At 40.7% G+C, this 19,576-nt stretch carries 15 protein-coding genes; 7 read left to right on the forward strand and 8 right to left on the reverse strand.

Annotation, left to right across the window (positions count from 1 at the left end; all coding sequences use genetic code 11):
- The first annotated feature begins 158 nt into the window (after window positions 1–158).
- Genes nagA through QR42_RS15805 form a run of 3 tightly spaced genes read left to right on the forward strand, consistent with a single transcriptional unit; the run spans window position 159 to window position 2,818 of the window.
- Window positions 159–1,349: an N-acetylglucosamine-6-phosphate deacetylase gene (gene nagA, locus QR42_RS15795; RefSeq protein WP_039181693.1), complete on the forward strand. Its 1,191-nt coding sequence runs from the start codon at window positions 159–161 to the stop codon at window positions 1,347–1,349.
- The gene (nagB, locus tag QR42_RS15800; protein ID WP_039181696.1) at window positions 1,349–2,074 is read left to right on the forward strand and encodes a glucosamine-6-phosphate deaminase; all 726 of its coding nucleotides are present in this window, start codon (window positions 1,349–1,351) and stop codon (window positions 2,072–2,074) included. Before nagA ends, nagB begins: the two co-directional genes overlap by 1 nt.
- A gap of 18 nt (window positions 2,075–2,092) precedes the next feature.
- Entirely contained in the window at window positions 2,093–2,818 is a 726-nt protein-coding gene (locus QR42_RS15805; RefSeq protein WP_039181699.1) for a GntR family transcriptional regulator, read from the forward strand.
- Window positions 2,819–2,848: 30 nt separating this feature from the next.
- Here QR42_RS15805 and QR42_RS15810 read toward each other — a convergent pair whose 3' ends face one another.
- The 5 genes from QR42_RS15810 to QR42_RS15830 form a co-directional block, all read right to left on the reverse strand.
- Window positions 2,849–6,703 carry a metallophosphoesterase gene (locus QR42_RS15810; RefSeq protein ID WP_039181702.1) on the reverse strand — a complete coding sequence of 1,285 codons (3,855 nt, stop codon included), beginning with the start codon at window positions 6,701–6,703 and terminating at the stop codon, window positions 2,849–2,851.
- Between the two features lie 94 nt (window positions 6,704–6,797).
- A complete protein-coding gene (locus QR42_RS15815; RefSeq protein WP_024423577.1) occupies window positions 6,798–7,184 on the reverse strand; it encodes a phage holin family protein in 387 nt (128 codons plus the stop codon).
- Window positions 7,185–7,379, reverse strand: coding sequence for a PspC domain-containing protein (locus tag QR42_RS15820; RefSeq protein WP_024423578.1), 195 nt, complete (start codon window positions 7,377–7,379; stop codon window positions 7,185–7,187).
- Window positions 7,380–7,385: 6 nt separating this feature from the next.
- Window positions 7,386–8,477 (reverse strand): DUF4097 family beta strand repeat-containing protein, encoded by a 1,092-nt coding sequence (locus QR42_RS15825; protein ID WP_039181705.1) that lies wholly within the window; start codon window positions 8,475–8,477, stop codon window positions 7,386–7,388.
- A gap of 11 nt (window positions 8,478–8,488) precedes the next feature.
- The gene (locus tag QR42_RS15830) at window positions 8,489–8,824 is read right to left on the reverse strand and encodes a membrane protein (protein WP_039181708.1); all 336 of its coding nucleotides are present in this window, start codon (window positions 8,822–8,824) and stop codon (window positions 8,489–8,491) included.
- 197 nt (window positions 8,825–9,021) lie between these two features.
- On the opposite strand from QR42_RS15830, the gene QR42_RS15835 reads away from it, so the two are divergent.
- On the forward strand, window positions 9,022–9,252 hold the full coding sequence (locus tag QR42_RS15835; RefSeq protein ID WP_034281058.1) for a hypothetical protein: 231 nt from the start codon (window positions 9,022–9,024) through the stop codon (window positions 9,250–9,252).
- 31 nt (window positions 9,253–9,283) lie between these two features.
- Here QR42_RS15835 and uvrA read toward each other — a convergent pair whose 3' ends face one another.
- From uvrA to QR42_RS15850, 3 genes are all read right to left on the reverse strand, one after another.
- Window positions 9,284–12,160: an excinuclease ABC subunit UvrA gene (gene uvrA / locus QR42_RS15840; protein ID WP_039181711.1), complete on the reverse strand. Its 2,877-nt coding sequence runs from the start codon at window positions 12,158–12,160 to the stop codon at window positions 9,284–9,286.
- Between the two features lie 7 nt (window positions 12,161–12,167).
- Entirely contained in the window at window positions 12,168–14,153 is a 1,986-nt protein-coding gene (uvrB, locus tag QR42_RS15845) for an excinuclease ABC subunit UvrB (RefSeq protein WP_039181713.1), read from the reverse strand.
- Between the two features lie 279 nt (window positions 14,154–14,432).
- Complete coding sequence (locus QR42_RS15850) at window positions 14,433–14,678, reverse strand: CsbA family protein (RefSeq protein WP_025093987.1); 246 nt, start codon at window positions 14,676–14,678, stop codon at window positions 14,433–14,435.
- Window positions 14,679–14,959: 281 nt separating this feature from the next.
- On the opposite strand from QR42_RS15850, the gene QR42_RS15860 reads away from it, so the two are divergent.
- The 3 genes from QR42_RS15860 to QR42_RS15870 all read left to right on the forward strand — a co-directional run bounded on the left by QR42_RS15860 (window position 14,960) and on the right by QR42_RS15870 (window position 19,519).
- Window positions 14,960–17,491 carry a PEP/pyruvate-binding domain-containing protein gene (locus QR42_RS15860; RefSeq protein WP_039181717.1) on the forward strand — a complete coding sequence of 844 codons (2,532 nt, stop codon included), beginning with the start codon at window positions 14,960–14,962 and terminating at the stop codon, window positions 17,489–17,491.
- Window positions 17,492–17,571: 80 nt separating this feature from the next.
- Complete coding sequence (locus QR42_RS15865; protein ID WP_039181719.1) at window positions 17,572–18,144, forward strand: TetR/AcrR family transcriptional regulator; 573 nt, start codon at window positions 17,572–17,574, stop codon at window positions 18,142–18,144.
- Between the two features lie 40 nt (window positions 18,145–18,184).
- Window positions 18,185–19,519: an MFS transporter gene (locus QR42_RS15870; RefSeq protein ID WP_039181722.1), complete on the forward strand. Its 1,335-nt coding sequence runs from the start codon at window positions 18,185–18,187 to the stop codon at window positions 19,517–19,519.
- Window positions 19,520–19,576 lie beyond the last annotated feature (57 nt).

A 19,576-nucleotide genomic window follows, 5' to 3' on the forward strand; every position in this document is an offset into this window, starting at 1 on the left:
ACAGGCGATTCAGAAATACAGCTCTATTTTATCACTTTCAATGATGAACCCAAAACAGTATTTTATCCTGTTCCTGTTTCACCGCCCTCACTGGTATAGACAACTATACTTAAAAAGAGTAAACTTAAATGAAAGATAACGAATAAGGGGGCTCAAACATGAGCGGTTCTTTATTGCTCTCCAATATTCATATTGTGACAAAGACAAAGATCATTGAAAACGGTTTTGTCGGTTTACGCGATGGCAAGATTGACTATATTTCAACATCACCACCGACAGGAAATTATGAAAAAGTATATATTTCCCGGGAAAACTTTTATTTACTCCCTGGAATGATTGATATTCACATCCATGGTGGATATGGTGCAGATATGATGGATGCGACAGCAGAAGCGATGAATACACTCGCTGACAACCTTCCATCAGAAGGAACGACAAGTTTTTTAGCGACAACCATTACACAAAACCATCATGAGATTGAGCAGGCACTTAAAAATGTCGCTCAGTGGAAACAAAGTAATGAAGAACAAGCAGGAAGTCAGGCGCAATGTCTAGGAATCCACCTAGAAGGTCCATTTATTTCTAAAGATAAGGCAGGGGCACAGCCTGTTCAATGGATTAAACAGCCCGATATTCCGCTTTTTAAAAAATGGCTGGATGCAGCTGAACAGCTAATTCGAATTGTCACGTTTGCGCCTGAGGAAGACACAGATTTTGCTTTTCTTTCCCTGTTACAGGAAAAGAACATGATCCCTTCTATTGGACATACGAATGCCCATCATGACATGATTAATTTAGCAGCTAAGCATGGTGCACGCCATGTAACGCACCTTTATAATGCACTGAGTTCGTTTCAGCATCGTGAACCGAACGCTGTAGGTGCTGCTCTTACGAATGAGAACCTTTATACCGAGCTGATCACTGATGGGATTCACTCCCATCCTCTTTCCATCAAGCTTGCGTATTTGGCAAAAGGAAGTGATCGTTTAATCATGATCACAGACTCGATGCGTGCAAAAGGGCTCGGTAATGGAACGTACGAATTTGGCGGTCAGACGGTCACAGTCAGCGGCGAAAAAGCATTGCTGGAAGATGGTACACTTGCAGGATCGATTTTGCGAATGAAAGATGGCGTCAAACGGATGAAACAGCTCACAAATTGTGAGTGGACAGAGATTGCGAAGATGACCTCAACCAATGCAGCCGCTCAGCTGGGACTTGATCAACAGCTCGGTTCCATCGAAATTGGAAAACTAGCAGATTTGGTGATTTGGGATGAATCTGGTGAACTGATGATGACGATCTGCCGTGGACAAATCGTCTTTGAAAAAAAGGAGGCTAACCACTAATGAACATCATCGAATTTGAAAGCAAGGAGCAATTAGGAAAAGAAGCAGCCGCCATTATTGCACATGCAATAGCTGCTAAACCTGATGCCGTACTCGGCCTAGCAACGGGCGGTACACCTATTGATACTTACAAAGAGTTAATTCAACTTCATCAAGCACATCAATTGTCTTTCAAGCAAACAAAAACAATCAATTTAGATGAATATGCAGGACTTGATCCAGAACACGAAAATAGTTATATGACCTACATGAAACGTCATTTATTTAACCATATTGATCTACCTCAGGGTCAGTATTTTCTTCCAAATGGCAATGCAGCTCACTTAGAAAAGGAATGCTTAAGATATGACCAGCTTATTGAGGATGTAGGCGGCATCGATCTTCAGCTCCTTGGAATCGGTCAAAATGGACATATCGGTTTTAACGAACCTGGTACCCCTTTCAACTCAAAGACTCATGTCGTGCAATTAGATGAGAACACGAGACAGGCTAACGCAAGATACTTTTCTTCTATTGATGAGGTACCTACTCATGCGATCACAATGGGAATTGCGAGCATTCTTTCAAGTAAAAAGATTCTCCTTCTTGCTTCGGGAAAATCGAAAGCGAAAGTGATACAATATTTAGAACAGGCAGAGATTCATCCAGACTTCCCAGCATCTGCACTGAAACTCCATGAAGATGTAACAGTTTTGATTGATCGAGAAGCTGGATCACTACGCTAAAAACGAGAGGATTTTCACATGTTTATTGATAAGCAGTCACCTATTCCGATGTACCATCAGATTATGGAGAACTTGAAAAAGCAGATTGAGGATGGAACATTAGCACCTGATACACTCATTCCTTCTGAAAGAGAATATGCCGAACGCTTTGGTATTAGTCGAATGACTGTCAGACAAGCCTTATCGAATCTTGTGAACGAAGGATATTTGTATCGACAAAAAGGTAAAGGCACCTTTGTTAGCCGAAAAAAATTTGAACAGCCGCTTCAAGGCTTAACAAGCTTTTCAGAGGATATGAGGCAGCGAGGGCTCAAAGCATCAAGCCAGCTGATTGACTTCAAAAAAACCGTATGTCCAGAGCACTTGCTGCCAGCCCTACAACTGTCAAATAGTGATGATGTTTTTGAACTAAAACGGATACGCCTTGCAAATGATGAACCGATGGCGATTGAAACGAGCTATATACCTGAAAGATTTGCAGGAGATTTAACAAAGGAACATTTAACTGGCTCTTTATATGAATATATAGAAACTCACACTGGTCATGTCATTGCTCATGCCAAACAGGAGCTTGAAGCCAATGTTGCCTCAAAGGAAGAAGCATACTTGCTGTCTATTTCAACAGGCGATCCTGTGCTTTCCATAACAAGAACGACTTTTTTTCAACAAGACGTTCCATTTGAGTATGTTGTTTCCGTTTATAGAGGGGATCGTTACAAGCTCATTCATACAATGGAAAGATAAACAGTGCCCCTGACACGGAGCACTGTTTTTTTATTTCCTAAGAAATTTTGTTTCATCATCATTTTTTGTATGAATTTTCCATATTGGTGAAATGGCTTTTCCTTGGAAACGATCTTTTGCTACAGTGTACCAATAATAATCTTCATTTGGCTTTAAGCCCTTCCACTCAAAGCTCGCTTTTTTGCCGCTTTTTACGCCGCGCGCTTCTCCTAGAAGAACATTCGTATACACATTGAGTTCAAAATAATTGGTTTTGACAGATTTCATTTTCGGTGTCAAATCCACATCGATTGAAAATTCATCTTGATCTCCATACGTTTTTGGATCGTAAAAATGCTCTTTATTCAAGTATGGTGAATATGTTGTAAAATGAAGCTGATTTTTTTCTTGATCGGCTGTTATGACCCTCATAAACCCTTGCCCACCTTCAGGTCCTGACTGATAATCGGCGAGTATTTGATATACTTTCCTGTCTGCTTTTCCATCATGGTCATCATCAAGCTCATCTACTTTCCTGCTGGCTCCATGGTAGTGGCCGCTAAATACTGCCACAATATTAGGATGGCGTTTCACCACTTGATGGAAGATGAGATCGCCAATCGGGCTTCGATTGCCGCTCACTAACAAATACTCATGGAAATTTAAAATGACAATACGATCTGGATGCTCAGAAATCACGCGGTTTAACCAATCAATTTCATCTTGCTTAATCCCCCAGCCCATGTACACCATCATATAATCATTGCCGCCGGCAGAGATGAGATCATAATGACCTTTATTGTTTCGATAGGATTCACCATAGTAAGGCTTATCAGCAAAGCGTTTTTCCCCGAAATATTTCCCGTATTCCGCATATAAACCGTCCTTGTGTCTAACATCATGATTTCCTGCTAAAACACCATAGGGAATGTGATTCTCATCTAATACACGCATAAATGTATCAGCACGGTGCCATTGCTTATCCTTTGAATCATCCACAATATCGCCTGTATGGAACACATATTGAATGTTTAATTTCTCCCTCTGATCTCTGATCCATTCGACCATTTGTTTAAAGATATGAGGATAGCTCTTTGCATAATATTGAGTGTCAGACATCCACACCATCTTATATGGCTTTTGTGATTTGCTGATTTCATCCTGTACTAGCAAATCAAACGTTTGATTCTTCATGTACTGTCTCACTGACAGCAGCCCTTTTAGGTAAAATTCCTTTTGATCCTTGGCAAAGTGATGAGTGATTTTATCCCACTTTTCCTGGTGGTGATTCCATGCGTACATTGTCACCTTTCTCCCCGACAATGAACTCCCTTTCCATACAGCTTCGACGATATCCTTTTCGCGCACATCATGATGAACCTTAATTTGAAAACGATGATAAGGAAAACGCTGTAAATCCTTCGTTTCAACTGCCTTTCCATCAACAAATGCAATGCGGTTCCTTTCTTGATCAGAAAAAATCATTTCTCCTTTTTGGAGAAAACTCTTTGGCGGCTCTGTCTCTGCTGCATACTTAAAAATCTTCATTGAAGGATGCAGCGATGTATATTGATAGGCACGATAAAAAGAGTAATCTAACTTATCATTGGTTGGATCCTTGGTTAGCACAGTTTGCTTTGATGATTTCATTTTCGTCTTATCTGCCACCCGTTCTGGTGTTTCTGGATGCTCATGTACAGTCTTGAACTCTTTTTTCAACGTCGACATGTTCCCAGCAGCGTCTTTTGCTTTGATCATAAACGTGTGCTTCCCAGGCTTTAATTCACTAGAGGACGTCTGATATGGCAAAGAAACTGGTTTGCCATCTACATACGCCTTCAACTCCTCTATGTCACTCCAGCGATCCGTTACTTTTGCTTTTAATGTAAAGGCGCCTTTATATTGATCCTTTGCTTGTACGTTGGTCTTAATTCTCGGCCCAGTGTTATCAACTTTCACACGTACTGAAGCATGCTCGTCTGAGGTTTTGGCCTCAATTAGGTGTGGCCCTTCTTTCAGCCTTTTTGTATCCCACTTTATATAGGTTGAGACATAAGCCTCTTTTGGAATCTCAAATTGAAACGTTCTAACCTTTTTTGCGTTCCCGCTGTCTCCCATTCTCCATTCCTTTTGCGGCTTCGCATTGATTGGCTGAATTTGTGTTCCATTCGATAAGATCATCCTGACGTTTTTCAATTCAAAATCATCATGATTCTCTCCAGGGAGCCTGTCTATCGGAGAAGACTTTGTGCCAGCGTGGAATGAGATCGTTTGGAGACCTGCCTTTTTTATCTCTTCTTCTGGTATTGGCATTGTATAGGTACGGTACACTTTTGTCGAATCATCAAAAACAGAAAGTAAACGCTTACCTATAGACACCCCATTTTTAAAATATAAATTTGTTCCTTTGACATCAAATGCGATATATGGATCTGCTTCAAGGGCAGCGGATACTTGCTGATTCCGTTTTCCATCTATCCGTAATTCGATGCTTTTTTTCTGATCAGACGTTGCCTTTAATGAAAATAACCCTGAAACCGTATCTCCCTCTTCTACATTGAATCGGAGACCGTGGGCTTTGCTAACCTGCTCCACATCAACCGCTTTTTTCAACGTCTTGGCTTCATTTTCGCCATCTGACGCTTCAAGCTGATATTCCAATTGTTCCTTCCCAATCAACTCAGGTGAATAGATAATATGATGAAATAACCGGTCATTTTGGTCTTTTTGCAGCAGTATTTCCTTGAACGCTTCTTTTCGATTCGTTCGATAACGCAGCTTGACGGTTTTCACGGCATGATCATCCTGGACATCTGCTTTAATCTCTACGCTTTCAGTTGGTTTCACCGGTTTCCTTATCGTCATATCTTCAATCACAGGTTTATGGATATCTTGAGAAATTTCCTTTTTCTCTGATGGAATTTGTGCTTTTAGCACTTTACCTGGAGTGGGCTCTTCCTCAATTTTCGAAATCAGCTTCGTCTGCGTCGTACCATCCATTGGATACTTAAACAGCAAGGATTTATGCTCGCTAAACCATGATGGCTTCAAACGAAATGCGGCAGAAGAAATCTCTTCACCTATATTTGTTGTGATCGAAACAAGACGAGATTTAGAGTTGGACAGCCCTTTGCTCTCGATAATGGTTAGATGCTCGCCCTCTTTTAATTGGCTTTTGTACATGGCATTAAAGTCCGCTACAGTTAAATGCTCCTGCCCTTTTTTTCTCAGCCAAAAAACATAAGGTTTTCCAGGTGAAATGGTGATTGGATTTTTATGAAAGGAATATACATCATCCAATTCGATACCCTGCGTGGGATTGCGGTAGCGGATCTGATAATGTTTAAGTGAGATAGGCGCATGTGTCGTGTTATACACTTCGATAAACTCAAAAGCATCTTTGCCTTTTCGGTTTTTTGAATTAACGACAATTTCTGTGATGAATAAGTCCGGGATATGCGAGAGATCCTCTTCAAATCCATTTATATGAACCGATTTCTCTGCTGTTTTGATCACTGATTTTTGCGTAAGGAACTCTGTATAGTAATGAACGGTTGGATTCCATAATTGATCTGGCGGAATTTTCGCTGTAAATTCTGGCTTCATTCCGGGCAGCCGTTCCATTGGAATCAAGCGATACCCCAGTTCATCACTTTGTTTATAATACAAGTTCGCAGACAAAATCTGTTCTTGGTCACTAATGGACGCACGAAACTGAAGGTCATGGCTTTTTCCTTGAACCGGGCGGATATCCACATGAAATTGATCAAAGATAAAAGGCGAAAAAGGCTTGTCCGGTACATTCACTTCTGTTTGAAGAAAAGGCCCTGCTGAAGCAGGCTGACTGAAACAAAAAAGAATGATAAAAAAACATAAAAGCATGATTTGTCTGTTCACGTTCACCATCTTGCACCGCCTCCCTTCGGATATTGTGTCTCCTGAAGGTGGTTTTTATGTCAGATGGAACGGAGAAACGATACAAATTTGCACAAAAAAACCGTTAGCTTTTTTTCGCTAACGGCTCTACGATTCCTTTTTGTATCAACAGATGGAAAATGGACAAAATGACAGCCATCCAAATGGCCGTTCCGAATCCATCAATGTTAAAGCTATCTCCCATAAAGCTCGATGTCATCATGAGTGTAATGGCATTGATGACAAATAAGAACAATCCTAGTGAAAGGACGGTGACTGGAAGCGTTAAAATGATCAAAAACGGCTTCACTAAAATATTGAGCAAGGACAAAATGATACTTGCCACAATGGCTGCGCCAAATCCTTCAATATACACGCTCCCGAGCCCAGGCAAAATGCCTGAATCAAAATATCCAGCAATGACGATTAAAAGTAATGCATTTACTAAAATACTGACGATCCATCTAAGCATTTATTTAGTGCCTTCTTCCGGAACAACAAAATACCATATGAAGTAGATCAGGAAGATCGGCATAAATGCTGTCAAAAATCCGATGATGACGGTTAAAATGCGAAGCAGCGATGCATCAACACTTAAATATTCCGCAAGTCCACCAACAACACCCGCTATTTTTTTATCTGTTGCTGAACGATAAAGTTTCTTCATGTAGAATCACTCCTTGTCTGATTGGTGCTTTACTTGTATTGAGCCTGTTTTTGTTTCTGCAAAAATGGATATATTGTGTGCCGCTTGTTGATTGGCTTTGATCATTTTCTCTTTTTGTAATGTTTCATTTTTTTCTTTAATCATCTCTGCATCAAGTAAATCGTGAGAGATAGACCCGAGATTGCTTTTCAGCTCAGCGGTCACTGCACATGCGCGCGGGATCTGAACGTCCACACTGCCTGTTGTCGTTTTCGCATAGATGGAACGGCACTTTTCATCTGACAGCTGAACCGCAATATTTCCGTTAAAGCTTTGGGCATCAATTGATTCACTTTTCCCGCGCAGGTCTATGAGCCCATTGATGGTTTCTACTTCAATCATACCACACTCGTGATCTGCCAGTTTGATTTGTCCGTTTGCTGTTTCAATTCCGACTTTTTCTGCCTGTAACGAGGCAAAAGAGACAACACCATTTGTGGTTTTCGCGGCAAGTTCTTTTGTCTTTAGCTTTTCCCCGCGAATCGGCCCATTAAACAGCTTGACCTTGATCTTATCGTATTGGATACGCGGTACGTATAAAGTAACATTGACTTTCATCGTCTTCTTTTCGGTTCGAATAAAAAATTTATCCCCTTCAAGCCCGCAGTCCAATTGATTGAGGAATTGCTGCCTTGCCTGCTCTCCATCCTCTGCACGGTAGATTTTCGCATGACACTCTGCTCGAATATCTCGATCGTCCCAAGGCATCACGTTGAGGCTGCCGTTCGCTAATTGAATATCTAAATGAGAGAGCGATGCGTCTTTGAACTGAAAAATATGCTCAACATCAACGGACTGTCCAAAGTTCAAATCAAGATCCACGTCTTTTACCTTTTTCACCGCAGTATCTAACCAGCCAAACAGCTTTGCCCCAAGATTTTCGGTGCCGTTTCCTTTACTCTCTGCTCCAGCTTTTTCTTCATGAAAGGTGTGATCATCCGTAGACTTTTCTAATGAGATGGACTGACCTTCTTCTAATTTTTCTAACAGCGTAATTGCTTCTTTTGCTGATAATACCCCGTCTTCTACTAATTTTAAAATTCGTTCTTTTTCATTCATACAAAGCCCTCCTAAGATTTGATGGATTGAAGTACTTTAATACCTTGAATGATATTCCAAATGACAGAGATCAAAAAGCCAATGGCTACTAAAAAAGACAAGATGAACACCGTCATGACTGGAATGAGCGAGTCGCCTGCCTGTGTCGCCAATAAAAACGGGATAGACCCAAAAAACAATAGAATGCACGCTGCAACCGGCAAAAGATGTGACCATAATGCCCGCATCGCATGCCGTTTCGTTTCCTTTTGGTCTACTACAAAAACCGCCACGATCGGTACGATAAACGGCATAAAAAATACACTAAAGTAACAAATAGAAGCAATAATCGACTGATCTCTATTCATATATATTCGCTCCTTCATAACGAAAATTCCTTTCTAACTCATACGTTTATTGCGTATAAAAAGTTTCAAAATCATTCGATTTACATATGACCTTAGACACAAATTATTTCTTTTTGCACCTAAGAGTAGATTCTTCACAGATTACCCTTTAAAATATGTTGAAAAGATGGTGATTATCATTATAGGGGGTAATTATTTTGACAGATCATCATAATTCAAACCACACGGCTCAAACGCTTTTAGACCTTATACAGAAACAGAAAAGCATGAACAGCGATATGATCAAGGAGCTTGAGACCATTCATCCGTCTCATCCAAAGTATGGTGATATCCGTTATTTAAAGGTACTGCTCGATAGCAGCAGCACGCATATTTTAAAGGATTTAACGCACCTCAGTAATTTAATGCCGAAGGAAGATGTCCAATAAAAGAAAAACCCCTCTTATCGAGGGGTTTTCTTTATGAAGAAGTCACACTTTCTGTTTCTTTGACCAGCTGTTTCATACGCTTACGGTCACGCTCTAAAATAGGCTTCAAGTATTGGCCTGTGTAAGATGCTTCTTCTTTTGCAATGTCCTCAGGAGTGCCAGAGGCAATGATCGTTCCGCCGCCTGCACCGCCTTCTGGTCCGAGATCAACGAGGTAATCAGCAGCCTTGATAATGTCAAGGTTGTGCTCAATGACCAGCACCGTATCACCGTTCTCAACCAAACGCTGAAGCACTTTTAATAAACGGGCAATATCATCCACATGCAGACCTGTTGTCGGCTCGTCCAAAATGTAAAGAGACCTTCCGTTTGAACGGCGGTGAAGCTCAGATGCCAATTTCACGCGCTGCGCCTCTCCTCCGGACAATGTCGTTGCAGGCTGTCCAAGTGTAATGTATCCAAGCCCCACATCATAAATCGTTTGAAGCTTCCGCTTAATTTTCGGGATATTCTCGAAAAATTGGAGTGCGTCCTCCACCGTCATTTCCAGCACATCAGCAATGTTCTTCCCTTTATATGTGACCTCAAGAGTTTCACGGTTATAACGTTTCCCGTGACACACTTCACAAGGTACATACACATCTGGCAAAAAGTGCATTTCAATTTTAATGATGCCATCCCCGCGGCACGCCTCACAGCGCCCGCCTTTGACGTTAAAACTGAATCTGCCTTTTTTATAACCTCTTACCTTTGCTTCGTTGGTTTGTGCAAACACATCCCGCACATCATCAAAGACACCTGTATACGTGGCAGGGTTCGATCTCGGTGTACGGCCAATTGGAGATTGATCAATATCAATGACCTTATCCAAATGATCCATTCCTTTGATTTCTTTGTGCTGCCCTGGCTTCGCCTTCGCTCTGTGCAATTTTTGTGAAAGTGATTTTAATAGAATTTCATTCACAAGCGTACTTTTCCCTGAGCCGGATACTCCAGTCACAGCTGTAAAGACGCCAAGAGGAAACTTCGCATTCACGTTTTTCAGGTTGTTTTCTTTTGCACCTTTTATCTCAATATAGCGGCCGTCAGGCTTTCTTCTCTCGATTGGCAGCGGAATAAATTTCTCACCTGATAAATATTGTCCTGTTAATGATTTCGGATCCTTCATGACTTCTTCTGGCGTTCCAGCTGAAATCACTTGTCCTCCATGAACTCCTGCTCCAGGTCCAATATCTATTAAATAATCAGCGGCAAGCATGGTATCTTCATCATGCTCGACGACAATCAGTGTGTTCCCGATGTCGCGCATGTTTTTCAACGTCCCAATCAACCGGTCATTATCGCGCTGATGCAGACCAATGGATGGTTCATCTAATATATAAAGAACACCTGTCAGCCTTGACCCGATTTGAGTCGCCAGGCGAATCCGCTGCGCTTCTCCACCTGATAGTGTGCCAGCTGACCGGCTCAAATTCAGATAATCTAATCCCACATTATTTAAGAAAGACAAGCGCTCTTTGATTTCACGCAAAATGAGCTGGGCAATCTGCAAATCTTTCTCAGACAACTCGATTTTTTCATAGAAATCAAGGGCATCAGAGACAGACAAATCGGTGATTTCTCCGATATGCTTGCCATTGATGAGAACCGCCAGCGTTTCTTTTTTCAGACGATATCCTTTACATGTCGGACATGGCTGATTCGCCATATATTTTTCCATTTGCTCACGAATATAATCAGAGCTGGTTTCTTTATAGCGTCGTTCAATATTACGAAGAACACCTTCAAACTCAATTTCATTTTCACGTACCTGTCCAAAATCATTTTCGTATTTAAAATAAATCCGTTCAGATCCGCTTCCATATAAAATTTTATCGAATAAATGCGATGGGATATCTTTCACAGGAATGTCCATATCGATGCCATAATGTGTACATACGGCCTCAAGAAGCTGAGGATAGTATTGCGAGCTTTGCGGCTCCCATGGTGCAATGGCATGCTGACGTAAAGTCAGATCCTTATTAGGAATGACAAGCTCAGGGTCGACTTCTAGTTTGGAACCGAGCCCATCACAGCTCGGGCAGGCACCAAAAGGACTATTAAATGAAAACATTCTCGGCTCAAGTTCACCAATAGAGAACCCGCAATGCGGACAAGCATGATGTTCGCTGAATAACAGCTCTTCTTGTCCAATCACATCAATCATCACTCGGCCTTCACCCAGCCGAAGCGCGGTTTCAAGTGAGTCAGACAGACGAGCAGCCACACCTTCCTTCACCACGATACGATCAATAACCACTTCAATGGAATGCTTCTTGTTCTTTTCAAGCTCGATATCTTCTGAAAGGTCTTCCATCTCTCCATCGACTCTCACTCGCACATAGCCCTGCTTCCGAATTTGATCAAGTACTTTCACATGTGTTCCTTTGCGGCCGGAAACAACTGGCGCAAGCACTTGTAATTTCGTTCTTTCAGGATACTCTAAAATACGATCTGTCATCTGCTCAATCGTTTGTGACGTAATTTCAATCCCATGTATAGGACAAATCGGTTTTCCGACTCGAGCATACAAGAGACGCAAATAATCATAAATTTCAGTGACAGTACCAACTGTTGATCTAGGGTTTCGGCTCGTCGTTTTCTGGTCAATACTAATCGCCGGAGAAAGACCTTCAATGGCATCTACATCCGGTTTATCCATTTGCCCAAGAAATTGGCGTGCATACGCTGAAAGAGATTCAACGTACCTGCGCTGACCTTCTGCATAAATGGTATCAAAGGCAAGCGACGATTTTCCTGAACCAGATAATCCCGTAATGACCACTAGCTGGTCACGCGGGATATTCACATCAATATTTTTAAGGTTGTGGGCTCTAGCACCTTTCACCTCTATTCGTTCCATAGCCATCAGGCAATCATCCTTCCGCTTTTAGCTCTAGCAATAGATCTCTTAATTCTGCTGCTTTTTCAAAATCAAGCGCTTTTGCTGCATCTTTCATTTCCATCTCGACTTTTTCGATCACTTTTTCTCTTTCTTTTTTGCTCATTTTCGAAAGCTTTGGTGCTGCTTTTGTTTCGTATTCTTCCGAATCCTCATGTATCTTTGTTGCCTTAATAACATCTCGAATTTTCTTATGGATCGTTTGTGGGGTAATCCCAAACTTCTCGTTATATGCTTCTTGCTGTTCTCGTCTTCGCTTCGTTTCTTGAATCGCAATGTCCATCGATTTCGTCATATTGTCTGCATACATAATGACCCGGCCTTCTGCATTTCTCGCTGCACGGCCAATCGTCTGGATGAGGGATCTTTCAGAGCGCAAAAAGCCTTCTTTATCCGCATCTAAAATGGCCACGAGCGACACCTCTGGAATATCCAGTCCTTCACGAAGAAGGTTGATTCCAACAAGCACATCATATTTACCGAGACGCAAATCACGGATAATCTCAATCCGCTCAAGGGTCTTAATTTCTGAATGCAGGTAATTTACCTTGATTCCGATTTCTTTTAAGTAATCAGTAAGATCCTCAGACATTTTCTTCGTCAATGTGGTCACGAGCACACGCTCATTTTTCTCAATTCGTGCATGAATTTCTCCAATTAAGTCATCAATTTGTCCTTCAATCGGACGGACTTCAATAATTGGATCAAGTAATCCTGTTGGACGGATAATTTGTTCCACAACCTCAGGCGTTTTCTCAAGCTCGTATGGACCAGGCGTTGCTGATACATGCACGATATGATTGATATGCTTTTCAAACTCATCAAAGGTGAGCGGTCTGTTATCAAGTGCTGATGGCAGGCGGAATCCGTGATCAACCAACACTTGCTTTCTCGCTTGGTCCCCGTTGTACATGGCACGGATTTGCGGAATCGTCACATGCGACTCATCGACAACAATCATAAAATCATCTGGGAAATAATCAAGCAGTGTGTACGGTGTTGAACCAGGAGGACGCAAGGTCAGATGTCTTGAATAATTCTCGATTCCTGAACAAAAGCCCATCTCTCTCATCATCTCAAGGTCATATCTTGTCCGCTGCTCAAGGCGCTGCGCCTCAAGTAATTTTCCATTTTCGCGAAGCTTTTCAAGCTGTTCTTCTAGCTCTTGTTCAATATTGATAATGGCTTTTTCCATTTTTTCTTCTCGTGTGACGAAGTGAGATGCTGGGAAAATGGCCACATGGTCACGATCACCAAGTATTTCTCCAGTCAGCGCATCCACTTCACGAATACGTTCAATTTCATCACCGAAAAACTCCACTCTGATACAATGCTCATCTCGTGAAGCAGGAAAAATCTCAACGACGTCTCCTCTGACTCGGAAGGTTCCGCGCTGAAAATCTATATCATTACGAGAATACTGAATATCCACCAGCTTACGAAGGAGCTGATTGCGTTCAATCTCCATTTCAGTGCGCAAAGACAGCACAAGCTCTCTGTATTCCTCTGGCGAACCTAAGCCATAAATACAGGACACACTGGCAATGATGATGACATCCCTTCTCTCAAATAACGAGGAAGTAGCCGAGTGTCTCAGCTTATCAATCTCATCATTGATGCTGGCATCTTTCTCAATAAATGTATCGGTCTGAGGTACATATGCCTCTGGCTGATAATAATCATAGTAACTCACAAAATATTCAACAGCATTATTCGGGAAAAACTCCTTGAATTCACTGTATAACTGACCGGCAAGTGTCTTATTATGCGCAATGACAAGCGTCGGTTTGTTCACTTCTTTGATCAGGTTGGAGACAGTAAAGGTCTTTCCCGTACCTGTAGCACCTAACAGCGTTTGATGCTGTTTCCCCTGATGGATCCCCTCAACAAGCTTTTCAATCGCCTTTGGCTGATCTCCTTGGGGCTGATAGTTAGAAACTAATTCAAAGCGGTCACTCACATCAAAGCCTCCGTTTCGTTACGAAATCTATCTAATGAATATATTATCATAAAAGAACACAAAAATACGAACTAAAGTTCGGCTCTCACTTGATTTTTATTTCCAATACAGTCATACCCTCTCTCCCTTGGCAAATAACCCTCTTAAGAAAACCTTCCTTTCAGTATGGAACATTTTGGAGTGAGATATTCGATGAGCAGAAAAAGAAAGCTGTGCTTACTAGAAATCGTAAGCACAGCTCTTGTTTAAAACATGTCAGCTTTCAGCATTGAGATAACATCATTGATGCTTTTCAGCTTTTTCTCTCTTTTCGATTTCTTTTTTAGCCATAAACAAAGCCCCAGCTACTAAAGAAATAATATCTAATCCCACAATAAAGTAGGTTTCTGTATAGCCTTTCATATACGAAGCAAATAAAAGCGCTGCTGTTAACGCAATGCCCACGTAATGATTATAAGTAACCTTTGAAAATAAAATAACGAGCAGGAAAGGAAAAACTAGTGCAAATATGGCTTTTGTAATCACAAAAACCCTCCCTCTTCATGGTCTACTTCCTTGATTATAGTAAAGATTGGCATATTGAACAATTCACAGTTTTCAATTTTGCCTTTTTTCTTCATGTTCGGAGACTTTTGTTTTAGAAATAGCAGAAAATTAGTGAGATTGTCCCCTTTATAAAGATAGGTCTTTCCGTCTTTGACAATAACATCCAATCAATCCTATGATTAAAATGATAGTGCGCACTATCATTTTAAATAATAGAGACACATACAAACCATTGGCTATTTGGATAAGGGGGCATTCCCATGTATTCAGTTTTATTTCATGCGGCTGAAGAATCCGCATCACTCGCAGGGGCAAAAGGCCTAAATTTAATCAAATTAAACAATCACGGTCTGCCAGTCCCAGATGGATTTATTATTAAAACCAACAGCTTTGAAAGCTTTCTTTCATATCACAATCTGCAGCCAGCAGAACAAAATCTTTCTCAAAAAATCAAAGAAGCATCGTTTCCTTCACAAATGGAAGCAGAGCTGCTTTCGTCCTTTCAATCATTGCGGAAGACTTATCCCTCAGTTGCAGTCCGCTCCTCTGCTGTTGCTGAAGATCTCGAAGGGGCCTCATTTGCAGGACAGTACGAGACCTATTTAAATATCAAATCAAATGAAGAATTTTTACTAGCTGTCAAAGAATGCTGGTCTTCTTATTTTGCAGCGAGAGTCGCAGACTATAAGGAAGAGATGAATGAAAACGAAGAAGAGATTCCACTTATGGCCGTTGTCGTTCAAGGGTTGGTCCATTCTGACGTCTCCGGTGTCATCTTTAGTGAGAATCCCATATCGGGAAAAACAAATGAAATGATGCTGACCGCAAGCTACGGCTTGGGAGAAGCAATTGTCTCCGGTCTTGTGACACCGGACACGTTTATTGTAGATAAAGAGAACTTTTTCATTGAAAAAACACTTGGGGCGAAAGAGCTGCAAATTGTTCCTTTCCAAGAGGGTGTCATCGAGGAGCCAGTAGCGGAGGAAATGGCTGGCCAGTTTTGCCTGAACGATGATCAATTGAAAGAAATCGCACAAATCACAAAACAAGTAGAAGCACTTTACGGACATGGAGTCGATATCGAATTTGGTATAGCAAATGGGTCGTTTTATTTACTTCAAGCAAGGCCGATTACGACAGCTCTCTCAAAATCAGCAAATGAAACAGCAGGTGCTTCTTTTCTCATGCAGTCAGAAGAGCTGCAGGATTTCTGGATTTCAATGGACGATCATATGCCTGGTCCAACAAGCCCTCTTTTCTCAAGCCTGATCATACCAGCCTTAAAAAGCGGGATGAAGAAAAATGGAGAAAAGTATCAAGTACCTGATATGAACATCAAAGATATTAAGCTTTACAGGGGACACCTATACTCGGCACCGGAAATGTCTCAAGTGGGAGAGACAGCTGCACCCGTTTTTAATGAAAGTATGTTTGAGTTATTTCCACATCTAAGTGAACGGATGTATAAGATTCTTGAAGAAAACTTCTTTCCATTTTACGAAAAACTCGATCGCCAAATAAATGAGCCTATAACCATTGAAAAAGCAATCGAAGGCTTTGAAGAATTAAAGGCTTTTTATATACGAGCATATGATGATCATTTTGATATCATCATGCCACAAGTCATTCTGTCATCCATAATCGAAGACATGCTTGTGACGTATACCGGTGATCAAACACAAGTCGTCTTGCTGCACGAAATGATGATAGGCGTGATGAACAAATCTCTTGAAATAGATAAGATGCTATCGGATATAGCAAAGGAAGTCCTTCAAGATCCAGAACTTCATCAAGCATTTATTCAGCATGAAAAGAACCCAGAGCTGTTGTATGCACTCAATCACTCGAAAAAAGGAAAACACTTCATTTCGAAATTAGAAGAATTTCTCCAAGTTTACGGCTGGCGATCTGTTAAAAGTCATGACTTTACGGAAGAAACATGGATAGAGAACCCTGAATATATATTAGATATCATTAGAAATAACATTCAGACCCAATGTGATTTTGATGAAGAATTTGCAAAAGCAGTGATCAAAAGACAAGAAACGTATAAACATTTTATGAGTCAAGTGAAGGATGAGTCGTTTAAAACAAAATTTGAGACGCTGTATCAATATGCCCTTCAAGCAGCGAATATCCGAGATGACCACCATTTCTACATTGATGCCATGTTAGATGCTAAAGCCCGGGTATATCTATTAAAAATTGGTGAACTTCTTACACAAAAAGGAGCAATTCCTCATCAAGATGATATATGGAATCTCTATGATGAAGAGGTATACAAAGCACTCACAACGTCTACCTCATTCGAATCGGTTGTCCAGCAAAGAAAAATAGAAATGAAAGAAAATGAAGACATTCAACTCCCAGCTTACACCGGCACACCAACTGAAGCTGAATTGCAGCAAGTGGAAAGAATGCTTGGTTCGTTAAGAGAAAACGAAAACAACACAAACGATGTGATCCATGGAATTGGCGCATCCAGTGGTATTGTTTCTGGAAGAGTAAAAGTCATTACATGCGCTGAAGAATTCTCACAATTTCAAAAGGATGATATTTTAGTTTGCAAATCGACTACACCCTTATGGACGAGCTTATTTAGAGATGCAAAAGCAGTCATCACAGATGCTGGAGGCATTTTATCCCATTCAGCTATTATTGCTAGAGAGTATATGATGCCAGCTGTCTTAGGGACTAGAATAGCAACTGAAACACTCCAATCCGGTGACCTTGTGACAGTAGATGGCAGCAATGGACGCGTTCAGATATTAAATCAGCATTCACGTTCATGAACTAATCGTATTGGCGGTCATAGATTTTATCGGTATACTTACTTTGTTGCAAACACATTCATAACCTGAGGTGAGTATGCTTGTTAAAATCTACAAATCAACGAATCATTCGCGCAACAATGGATTTATTAACTGAAAAGGGCTATCAAAAAACAACAACCAAAGAAATAGCGACAAAAGCGAATGTGAGTGAAGCAACTATTTTCCGCAACTTTAAAAACAAACGCGGCGTCATTGCTGCCATTATGAAGATGAAATCATTACCGACAAAAACCCTAGAAGCAGAATTTAAAGGCGATTTATACACCGATTTAAAGTTTCTCGGTACCTATTTCCTTGAAAATTTGACTTCCAAAAAAGAATTTATTTATATCAGCATGCGAGAACCGGATATGTTTAAGGATTTAACGAATCATGAAAAGTTATATCCTCAAGAACTGAGAGAAATGCTGATACAATATTTCAAAAAGATGGGTGCCAAGCATCATGTATTAAAAGAAAAAGAAGACATTTATGCAGACATCTTCATTAGTACGTATTATGGATTTTTCATTCAGCAACTAGAGCAAGATTTCCAACTCGTGCTCACACAAAAAGAAGATTTTATTGAGACATGCACACACATTTTCATGAGAGGAATTTCTCCCGCTTAAAGGGTGAAATTCTTCTTTTTTACAAAAGGTGGTATACACATTGAAGTTAAACAAAGAGAGCCTCATCATCTATTCTTTGTTGCTTGGGGCTATACTAGTTCCAGTCAACTCAACGATGATCGCAGTTGCTCTATCATCCATATCAACGTATTATGATCAATCCCTTTCAAACATCACTTGGGTTGTCACAATTTATCTTATTGTCATGGCAGTCACACAGCCTATCGCTGGTAAGTTAGGAGATATATACGGACACCGGCGAATGTATTTAATTGGGGTCATGCTCTTTTTAATTGGCTCGATCGGATGTGCTTTAGCACCTAATCTAGCTTTTCTCATCATTTTTCGTTCCATTCAAGCAGCTGGTGGTGCTATTTTAACACCGAATAGCATTGCATTGATTCGTGCAACAGTATCCCCCGAAAAACTGTCTAAAACAATGGGATACTTTGGGTTTGGAGCCGGTATTGGTGCCGCACTTGGACCTTTTATTGGTTCGATTCTTATTCAGAGTTTTGATTGGCACTCTATATTCTTTGTAAATATCCCATTCTTGTTCCTTACACTTGTTACCGGCGTATTACTCATTCCAAAAATAAACCATACACGCTTACAAGTAAATGTGGACATCATTGGTTCATTGTACTTAACCATCGGGATTGCCACACTCATTCTATGCACAAAAAGCCATTTGCTAAATGAATACTTGATCTATGGAATTCTAGCGTTGATCGTCATTCCATTATTCTTTATACATGTACGGAAAGTAAAGAATCCGATCATCGATTTATCGCTTTTTAAAAACAGTTCATTTACAAATGCTAACCTGTCGATCATGCTAAGTAATTTTGTCATGTACGCCATCCTTCTAATTATGCCGCTGTTTATGGAACAACAACTTTCACTGTCTCATACACAAAGCGGTATCATTCTATCAGTATTTTCTCTGTGCATGTCTATTAGCGGCTTGCTAGGGGCAAGACTCCATCCGAAAAAAGGCGCTAAAAAAATGATTGGCTTTTCATTTATCTGCCTCACTTTATCAGGGATCATGTTAATCACACTCAGTCAGTACCCTACCTTACCACTGCTTATCGTGACACTTATCGCAGGTGGAATTTCATCAGGGATTGGAATGACTAGTATGCAGATGGCTTCTTTAACGTCTGTTGATCAAAGCTTATCCGGTTCAGCATCTGGTATTTTCTCTACCTTTCGATATTTTGGCAGTATCATTTCGTCTACATTGATTGGGATCATGAGTGGTTTTCAATCTTTATTTATTGTATTAATGGGTGCAGGCATTCTTGGTTTCTTTTTATCTCAACGTGTAAAAACAAAATCAACCTCCCCATCATCTGAACATTCCGCCTAATGGCTCCCTTGCTCTATGTCTATTTAGAGCGGGGGAGTTTTTCATCATTTGTATCAC

Source organism: Bacillus sp. WP8 (genome assembly GCF_000800825.1).
In the GTDB taxonomy this organism is placed as follows: domain Bacteria; phylum Bacillota; class Bacilli; order Bacillales; family Bacillaceae; genus Bacillus; species Bacillus safensis.